The organism is Streptococcus oralis SK304 (genome assembly GCF_000287715.1).
GTDB lineage: Bacteria > Bacillota > Bacilli > Lactobacillales > Streptococcaceae > Streptococcus > Streptococcus oralis_Y.
Window position 1 is genome coordinate 38,088 of record NZ_ALJN01000020.1, and the last position, 6,515, is coordinate 44,602.

General features: G+C 37.7%; 6 protein-coding genes and 1 pseudogene. All 7 read right to left on the bottom strand.

What is annotated here, in order from left to right; all coding sequences use genetic code 11:
• Positions 1 to 84: 84 nt before the first annotated feature.
• Positions 85 to 1,188 carry a glycosyl hydrolase family 8 gene (locus tag HMPREF1125_RS10965; protein ID WP_002883348.1) on the bottom strand — a complete coding sequence of 368 codons (1,104 nt, stop codon included), beginning with the start codon at positions 1,186 to 1,188 and terminating at the stop codon, positions 85 to 87.
• Positions 1,189 to 1,196: 8 nt separating this feature from the next.
• The gene (locus HMPREF1125_RS10970) at positions 1,197 to 2,507 is read right to left on the bottom strand and encodes a glycosyltransferase family 2 protein (RefSeq protein ID WP_000625362.1); all 1,311 of its coding nucleotides are present in this window, start codon (positions 2,505 to 2,507) and stop codon (positions 1,197 to 1,199) included.
• 142 nt (positions 2,508 to 2,649) lie between these two features.
• Entirely contained in the window at positions 2,650 to 3,429 is a 780-nt protein-coding gene (locus HMPREF1125_RS10975) for a hypothetical protein (protein ID WP_000860548.1), read from the bottom strand.
• Positions 3,429 to 4,583: a non-hydrolyzing UDP-N-acetylglucosamine 2-epimerase gene (gene wecB / locus HMPREF1125_RS10980; protein WP_000734412.1), complete on the bottom strand. Its 1,155-nt coding sequence runs from the start codon at positions 4,581 to 4,583 to the stop codon at positions 3,429 to 3,431. The genes HMPREF1125_RS10975 and wecB overlap by 1 nt, the downstream gene beginning before the upstream one ends.
• A 412-nt stretch (positions 4,584 to 4,995) precedes the next feature.
• On the bottom strand, positions 4,996 to 5,505 hold the full coding sequence (locus tag HMPREF1125_RS10985) for a GNAT family N-acetyltransferase (RefSeq protein ID WP_000678130.1): 510 nt from the start codon (positions 5,503 to 5,505) through the stop codon (positions 4,996 to 4,998).
• Between the two features lie 472 nt (positions 5,506 to 5,977).
• A pseudogene (locus HMPREF1125_RS10990) lies at positions 5,978 to 6,187 on the bottom strand (IS110 family transposase); the annotation flags it as partial.
• 154 nt (positions 6,188 to 6,341) lie between these two features.
• On the bottom strand, positions 6,342 to 6,515 hold a 174-nt coding region (locus HMPREF1125_RS12665), incomplete at its 5' end, for an IS3 family transposase (RefSeq protein WP_000310354.1).

Sequence of the window (6,515 nt, forward strand, 5' to 3'; positions counted from 1 at the left end):
ACCATAAAGCTGATGAAATTCCTTTTTTGAAAAAAGATGAAAATCCTATCAAAAAGAGAGCCAGTAAGACTAGCCCTCTTCATCCTAGAACAACTCCATAGCAATCATAGTAATCATCGTTGCATCATAGTAGTTGTCCAAAGGTAAATTTTGTGTGAAAATGTATTTATTTTGCTGAAGAAGTTTCAGATAACCTTCTCCCTTGTCAGACGCATAGGTAATCGGTGCCAGAAAGCTACCTGCCTGGTATTGATTGAGGGCAGTTCCATTCATGTCATAACCAGCATAAATGCGTTGTTCTTTCATAAAGAAATCCATCATCTTTTGAACGAGTTTTTGACTTCTTTCGTCTTGACTTTGAGATAAGTGATAAGGCAAGCGACAAGCATTATAAGAATACGCCCCATCATATTGAGATTCAATAGTATTTGCTTTAGCAACACGCGCACCTGACTTCTCTACCCAGATAAAGTCTGGCAAGAGACCTGTCTCAGATTGAGAACTAATTTGCTCTAATTGCCCAAGCATTTTATCCTTAATATCTAGCCATTGTTTATCACCAGTTAGATTATAAAATACTTGGAAATAATGAGGTAGTGTATCAGATGTTCTCATCAGATAGTAAAAATCTGAATTTTTTTGGGCCCAATTTCCTACTTTTAGGACACCAGTCTTCTCATTATAATTGAATCGAAGAATATCAATCAAGATACTTTTGGCTTGTCCTTCATATTCCTGAGCCTTATCTGGCCACTGCTTGGCAGCTTCAATCAAAGAATAAGCGATGTAGAGATCTCCATCAGTTGCGTTTTGCTTCTCAACCGTTTCGCTACCATTTGTGATCACTTGCTTCCAAGACATCAACTGCGTTCCCTCGATACGATGATTTTGGTAATAGCGATAAAGGCTATCAAAATTTGCTTGTGTTGCTTGCCCTTTTTGGGCTGCTAAAACCGTTATGAGCATGCCGTAACTTTGGGCTTCAGATAGAACTGTTGTTCCCTCCGAATCACTCGTCGTACGAACATAAGACTGATCGCCTTTTGTAACAAGAAACTGTTGACTCCATTGGCGGTAAATACGATTGCGCATCTCGATTCTACTCCTTCCCCTTGCCAAAAACAAGGTTAAACAAGAGATAGAAAGAATGAGCACAAACCAGACATATTTTAATTTATTCGTTTTCATAGAACCTCCTATCCTGCAAATCGCTTGGTTTTAACCCACTTGGTTTCTTTCCGTCGGAGTACTTTGTCCAACACGATTGAAGAAATGGAGTCAACGGATACAACGATAAACATCTGTGCATAAGAGAAATAGGCTACCAAGGCTAACCAGATTTGTTTTGTCGTCGCTTGTCCAAACTGACTTGCTAATGCCGTCATAATTTGCATCAAATAGAGACCAATCATGAGAATCCAGTTGAAGAGCATGAGCTGGGCGATGTAAATATTATCCGCATCAAAAGCAAATGGAATTCTGACATCTGGGAAGAAAAGATTAAGACAGATCGCTAGCACATTCGCTAGGAAAATCAAATCCGATAGGACAATGGCAAAGTTAAACCAAAAGAAAACACAAGAATAGTTAAAGACTTCTAGTTTAACGCGCCAGTTTGCTCTGCCAAATAAATGCTTAAAATTTGAGAGAACAACTTCGTAGTTTCCTTTAGCCCAGCGTTTCCGTTGCATATAGTAACTCTTTAAAGTCTCAGGTTCTTGTTGGAAAGCCTCTGAGTTATAAGCAAGGGCGATCAATTTACCACTCTGCATGATTTTAAAAGAAATATCGGTATCCTCAGTCAAGGCACCATTTTTCCAACCACCGATACTCTTTACAAAGTCGGTTTGAATGATAAAGTTGGTTCCTGGGATACGACCAATTTTAAAGAGATGCCACATCCCAACATGGTGCACCCGCTGGGTAACAACGATTTCTTGGTTGATACAGCGTGTCAAGAAATTTTGATTGGCATTTCGAGTCTTGTTGCGACCGAAAGATGCCACGTGGCGTTCTGGGTCTTTCATCACTTCTTTGACAAGGAAATATAGGGCATTTTTTTCAGGCATGGCATCCGCATCATAGACACAGATGTATTCACCTGTTGCCATCTCCAAAGCATCGTTTAGAACACCTGCTTTTCCTCCCGTACCAGTACGGTCGATAATAGTAAGATTTCTTTCTGCATATTCAGGCATGGCTTGTACAGACAAACATTCAGCATAAGTGTTGTCCGAACAGTTATCCGCAAACAGGAGTAACTCCACACGATCGTGAGGATAATTCATGTCCAAAATAGCTTTTGCCGTTTGGGCAATAACCACATCCTCATTATGGGCAGGTACAACAATGGTAACCTTAGGATAATAAGGTAGTGGCGAAGTATCTACACGAAAATCACTGTGCTTAAACCAAAAGTGTACAGCTGAAAAGAGAATTACCAAACCCCAAGCCAGAGAAATCCAAATAGTAAGCAGAGTAAAAATCATTAAGATTTGACTAATCATGATTCACCGCCTTAAAATTTTTATTCACTCGATGGTAAAGTACATTATAAGCAATAAATAGTATGACAAAACAAATGCCAAAAAAGAGACTGAGTCCCAAAGCAATACCAAAAAATAGTTCGGTCAAAGTCATGTTTTCCTCCTAATATTCTACAATTACATCCGTCTCGAGTTGACGCTTTAAATGACTAGCAACATCAGAGTAGTCTTTATATTTACTTCTATTCTCAGAATTAATCATCAGGTAACCTGTTTGAAATTGAATTCCTTGGTTTCCATCTTCTCCATGAAAAACTAAACTGCCTAGTTTCTCCTGTAAACCATTCAAATAGAGTTGCTTCAAAGAATCTTGACTACTAATAGATAAAACAAGAAAATTCCCATCTGAAACGTAATAGAGTTTATCGTTGTAACTCAATTCCTGAGAAATTACCTCTTGAATACGACTGAGCATCTGGTTATGTTCTTTCGGTTTAATCTGGAAGAACAAATCTTCATGTGCCCAATGAAGCAATAGAGATTGAACCGTCACATCACTTTGTTCAGTTACCATAGCATGGTAATCTGCTCGAGCTTCGTCCTCTTGTTCTTGTACCTTTGAGGCCACCTTGAAGAAATAATAACGAACCTTAAGTAGAATCCCAATCAAAAGAGGAAAACTGATTAATAAGAAGACCAGTTGAATGATTGGGATATAAACCACACCCGCCACCAAAACGATAAGTCCAAGCCCAAATGTTAAGATAAGGGTCCAAGTAAGCAAAAGGTCAGATAATACTAACACTGCAAACAAGGCTAAAGCTAAAAACAAGATTTGTTCTAAAATGATTACTCGAGCAAAGAAAAAAGAAAGCCCTAAAAGAAGCGACTCGCACCCCAGAAAAGCGAGGAGCCAATTCCTAAATTTATTCCATGTTTTCATCACGCCTCTTCCCCCTCTTTAAATTCAGATACAGATTCAGCCATCCCAAAATAATGTTGTATAGCACGAACGATTCGTTCAGATGCTCTTCCATCTCCATAAGGATTTGGTGCCTGAGACATTTTTCTATAAAGAGTTTCATCTGTTAAGAGTACTACCATAGCCTCTTTCACACGTGCTGGATTCGTACCAACTAACTTCAAGGTTCCTGCACGAACCCCTTCTGGGCGTTCCGTCGTGTCACGAAGGACTAGAACAGGTTTTCCGAGGGAAGGCGCCTCTTCCTGAACACCGCCAGAGTCGGTCATGATAAAATAACTTCTTGAAGCCAAATTATGAAAATCGAGTACATCTAAAGGTTCAATCAAGTGGATGCGATCATGACCAGCTAGAATATCCTTGGCTGCTTCTTGCACAGCAGGACTAAGATGAACAGGATAAACAACTTCAATTTCCTGATGAAGATCTACCATCTCACGTAAAGCTGTAAAGACATTTCTCATTGGTTGACCTTGATTCTCACGACGGTGCATGGTTACCAATACAAGTTTCTTATCTGGATCCAATTGATCTAGAACTTCATGATAGTAATCCGATTGAACGGTTAATTTCAAGGCATCAATGGCTGTATTCCCCGTAATGACAATAGCAGACTCAGGATGATTTTCCTTGAGGAGATTATCTTTACTCTCACTAGTTGGAGCAAAATAAAGATCAGCAAGATTATCTGTCATCTGACGATTCATTTCTTCTGGGAAAGGAGAATACTTGTCAAATGTTCTTAGACCAGCTTCAACGTGGCCGATACGTACCTGATTATAGAAAGCAACTAAACTTGCTGCAAAAGTTGTCGTTGTATCTCCATGAACAAGAATCATATCTGGATGTTCTTGCTTAACAATTGGATCAAACTTTTCTAAAATTTTTCCAGTAATATCCAAGAGGGATTGATTTTTCCCCATAATATCCAGGTCATAATGCGGCTCGATGCGAAACGTTTCAAGAACTTGATCCAGCATTTGACGATGATGAGCTGTCACAACTGTGATCGTCTCAATGCTGTCACTATGTTTTTGCAATTCTAACACTAAAGGGGCCATTTTGATGGCTTCAGGTCGTGTTCCAAAAACAAGCATCACTTTCAGTTTTTTCATTATTGTATCCTTCTACTATAATAAAATTTGACACATCAGATTAATTAGTACATTTGATAGTTCCAATATCAATTAATTTAACTTTCGTAATTATTTTACCGTCAATTAATTTATATGTCAAATCTTTCTAAGTATATTATTGCATTTAATTTAATTTTAAATAATCGTAATATTTTTGTAATGATATAATTTACACTGTGTAAACCTTCCATCTTAAACTTTTATTAAATATTTTTTAAAATTCTAAACCTTACCATCTTTTGAATATTTATTTTTTATTTTGATAATTCAAATAATTATATTTTATCGTTTCATAGAATACATCTCTTTTTCTAACAAAAAAATCCCTCTCTAATGAAAAAGGAATTTACGACTTCTTACTATTTTAAAGTTAAACTTTATAAGATCTATCTTAAATCAAATCTTTTGACAGATATAAAACAAGGTCACCGATATCTTCACAAGTAGCTTTCATCGCCACTGGATGGTTCTGATACCAAACACCCGTCCCATCTGGAATATAGCCTCGTTTGATGTACAATCTCTGGGCAGGTCCATACCCTGAATGGAGACCAACACCAAGGGTCACCTTATCCGATATGAGCCTAACTCGTTTTTCTGCTTCTTCCATCAAGAGATTTCCAATACCTTGATTTTGAAAGGGCTCAAAGACATTGAAATCTGAGAGTTCTGGATAGATTTCTGCAAAAGGCCCCTGCTTAGCGCAGGGCAAAATTGTGATATAACCCGCTAAAGCACCCTCAACCTCTGCAACTAAGACTTCTCTCTCCCCACATTCTTGTTCAAGAAAATATCTATCCAAAATTTCTTCTCTACCCAGCCAACCTTGATTGATAAAACCTTGGGATAAGTGTTCGGTATCAGATTCGATCATTTTTCTAATAATACTGTTTCCCTTCATAAGGCACCCCTTTGAAAATTCATACTATCATTATAACACGTTTATAGTCAAAGAAAGAAAAAAGACCCAGTGAGTGTACTGACCCCAAAAAGTTGGACAAATAGTTATTGAAAGGATTTAGTCTTGTATTGCACAGGACTAGGTCCTTTTCTATCATTTGTCAAGTATATCAAGGTATTTGATGAAGAATAGTTTGATTTCCATAGTCAAACTAAGGAAATTGTCTTTTTCTGAACGAAAGTTTAATGAAAAAAGTGTACACTAAACCAACACCTTATCTGGTGATTTTTTTGATAAGGCGTTACAATGATATGGCATAAACAATTTTACCGATTTTGGGTGGAAGTATAATCATAAAGTTTGTTATGCGTTATGAGGTAATACATTGTTCTAATGAGACGATGTATAGAGGCAATCGTGTGTGGTTTGGTTGAAGTCACTTGCGATTGTCTTTTCCGTTTCTCATAGAAGTCTGCGAAAAGAAGGCTTGAAGACGACGAGAATAGACCCCAGTCGCCTTGAAGACAATCTCTGACTGGTGAACAGTCTTTAAGTCCCCAAGTAGTCGATTAAATCCGATGGCATCATTGGGTATGGTATAGCCATGTATTTTCTCTCCATTGACCAAGATGGCCACTTCTGAACTTGCTTTACTCACGTCAATCCCAAAAACTACTCGCATGATATTACCTCTTTGTCTTGAATGATTCCTTGCTTTAGTGATGTCATTTTCAATACTCGACGTTTTTCGTCCCACATACTTTGATAACATTCTTCCTAAAACGGGGGTCTTATCAGTTTTAGTTACGACGTCTAGCACCAAAGAACTTATTGACTTAACAAGACACCTCTACTTTAACATAATGAAAAAGTAGTGAGTACTTTCTCCCGTCGGAGATTCCCTCACTACTAACCTTAGTATGTTTTAGTTTGACCTTAATTCGTTTGTTGTTGTAGTAATCAATATAGTCCACAATAGCTTGTTCCAATTGGTTAAGCGACTGAAATGA